Source organism: Nostoc sp. CALU 546 (assembly GCF_048836525.1).
The window spans coordinates 1-2,903 of record NZ_JAWJTF010000264.1; the positions used below are offsets into that span (position 1 = coordinate 1).

The 2,903-nt window shown below is 44.9% G+C and carries 1 protein-coding gene; it reads right to left on the reverse strand.

The genetic code is table 11. The features are described 5' to 3' along the window. Window positions 1-160: 160 nt before the first annotated feature. Window positions 161-2,323 carry a PhoX family protein gene (locus tag RRG12_RS42495; RefSeq protein WP_420758984.1) on the reverse strand — a complete coding sequence of 721 codons (2,163 nt, stop codon included), beginning with the start codon at window positions 2,321-2,323 and terminating at the stop codon, window positions 161-163. Window positions 2,324-2,903 lie beyond the last annotated feature (580 nt).

A 2,903-nucleotide genomic window follows, 5' to 3' on the forward strand; every position in this document is an offset into this window, starting at 1 on the left:
CTCGGCCTACCAATGACGTTGACTGAGAGGAAGCAGCCCTCTTGGAATACATTCCCTGTAAGTAAATCACCTTAATCCTTGCCCGTGTTTAGAGTCAAGAATTAAGGTGATTTAAAACTATTTAAGATACTTTGCTAAATGAATCCGTTCTTATTAGTCTTTATAGACCACCAATAACGCCACCGTCATTACGGGTAATTACTACCACTGATGAACGTGGACGACCAGATGGGCCATACCCTTGACTATTAGGCCAATTGCTGGCGATCGTGGGATTCGAGGCATCCCCGCGATCGCCTGGGTGTTGGATGTTGATAAACATCGCTTTGCCATCGGGTGTACTAGTAATACCAGTTACTTCACAATCCGTAGGGCTGGTTAAGAAGCGCCTAACTTGTTTGGTATTGGGGTCAGCACATGACATAGTGTTGCTACCGATGTTTACTAAATCACCGATACCATCACCTGCGTGGTCAGTCTGAACCCAGAGGCGGCCAAAGTCGTCAAACCATAGACCATCTGGTGAACTTAAGTCGTCACCTTTAATATTGCCCTGAAGATTTGGTTCAGGTCTGGTTTTGTCGCCAGCTTCAAAGAAGATATCCCATTTGAAAGTTGTAGCCGTAACGCTGCGTCCATCTTCGCGCCAGCGAATGATGTGACCGTAACGGTTGTCAGGACGTGGGTTGGAAGCATTTACGGGAGGACGCGCACCGCCTGCTGCTGTTGTGCCGTCTGGCTGGTTGGAGGAAACTGGAGTTGTGCCACGACGAGTATTATTAGTCAGCGTGCAGTAGACTTCAATCTCTTTATATCCACCAATCCGAGGGCGTACAGCTACCCACTCTGGGCGATCCATCATGGTTGCGCCGACTCGATCGCCAGCTTGTCTTGTCTTAACGAGTACTTCAGCTTGGCTTCTGAAACCATTTTCTGGTGTCAAACCATTCTGACCGTAGACCAAAGGAATCCACTTGCCAGTACCGTTGTCATTGAATTTGGCAACGTACAGAACACCGTTGTCGAGCAAATCGCGGTTAGCAGCAGGATTTCCGGGATTTAAAGGTTGGGCACAAACGAACTTGTAGATATATTCGTTGCGCTCGTCATCACCCTGATAGAAAGCAACACGGTTATTGTCATCAACAACAACCTGAGCGCTCTCGTGCTTGAACCGACCAAGAGCAGTACGCTTGACTGGCTTGCTTTGAGGATTGTAGGGATCAATCTCAACCACCCAGCCGAATAAATGGGGTTCGAGTGGGTTGGTGCTGGCATCGAAGCGTGGATCAACTTCCGGCCAGCGATAGCTAGACTGTCTAGGTACACCGTATCGATTCTGTCCTGCCAGGATATCAGACTTTTCGATGCCTGGAATTGCAACTACATCTCCTGTGGGATTAGCAAAGTAGCCGTTCCAGTTCTCCTCACAGGTCAAGTAAGTACCCCAAGGAGTGTAGCCGTTGGCGCAGTTGTTGAGAGTACCATAAGCGGTGTAGCCATCGTTGAGTGTGCCGGTATCAACAGAGCCAGTTGGCGTAATGTTAAACTTTTTCGACTTTAACAATGCATCGCCAGCCGCAGGCCCCGATACTCGCATTTCGGTGTTGCCGGTAATGCGGCGACCATAAGACGAATTACGATTAAAACTCCACTCATTGCCGTTTTTGGAAATTTCTACAACAGACACGCCATGAGCAGCCTGAGACTTCCGTACCTTGGCAATTGTGACTACATCCAAACCATCGGGATGCAAAATTGATTCTTGGGTGTACTCATGGTTGACGCACAGCAGACCAGTATTGATGGGTTGATTTAAAAAGCCTCTTAATGATCTTGCTTGTGAACTTACTGTCCGACCAACAACATTCCCTGGCTGTAAAGGGAAGTAGTGCATCCCATCATTGTGCATACCAAACTGCTTTTCTTGAGCAGCAGCATCTTGGGAGGCATCTGCTAGCCAAGTTGGGCCACCAGGTGCGATCGGATCTCCCCAAGCAATCAGCACTTTAGCTGTGTAACCTTCAGGAACACTAACAAGATCCTTTTCCAGAAGTCCTGTAGCTGGGTTGAGTAGATTCGGTGGAATGCTCTTGAAGCCTATGCCAGCAAATCCAGTTCCCTTGGGAATTGGCGCTGCATCAACACTTTGAAGAAAGCCACCGATGGAAACATCACCCAGAACAGTTAGCACTGATGTACCCACAGCCGTCATGATGAACCGCCGCCGACTCAAACTAACGCGGTCAATCACATCACGAATTGACTCGTTACCGGATGGGTTGAGGGTCAAATTGTTTTTAGGGTGAAAGCGTCCTTTCATTCTTTGTTCTCCGTTTTAAGGCTTACGAGATTGCTATTCAGTTCATCTCTCAATAACATGAGTAATTTCGTAAAGAACAGCTCTAGATATTTACAGAAATTACTTAGATGTTTCTTGAGATTTGATACATTTTTAACAGCCAATAAATAGCAGCGAATAACAAATCAAGACTGGCTGATATTGCTTGCGCAGACTAAAATAATCATGTTTTTTTTAACTTAAGTACTAAGTATTAACGTCAGGTTATATATTGATTAATTTAAATTTATCAACAACTTTTTTTGATGAAAAACATATTTATCACTAAAAAATCACGATTTTGTGATCAATAATCGTCAAGCTACGAAAATAGAGTTATTAAAAATAGTGCAAGATGTCAGGTGAAACAAATTTGCCGCGATAATTTTTCGCAGAGGACGTTTAAAACATCCTCCGACATACCACACGCACTCTTTAACATGGTTTAAATTAGTCCGATGAAAGACAAAGTTTTTCCGCCCACAATGGACGAGATATGTACCAAAATCTAGTGACCAATGACTAATTAACTTTGAATTACTTGGTTTTTATGAATTAATAT

Excerpts from the sequence above, each read along its gene's own strand:
- RRG12_RS42495 (WP_420758984.1), bottom strand. The coding sequence starts at position 2,323 with ATGAAAGGACGCTTTCACCCTAAAAACAATTTGACCCTCAACCCATCC.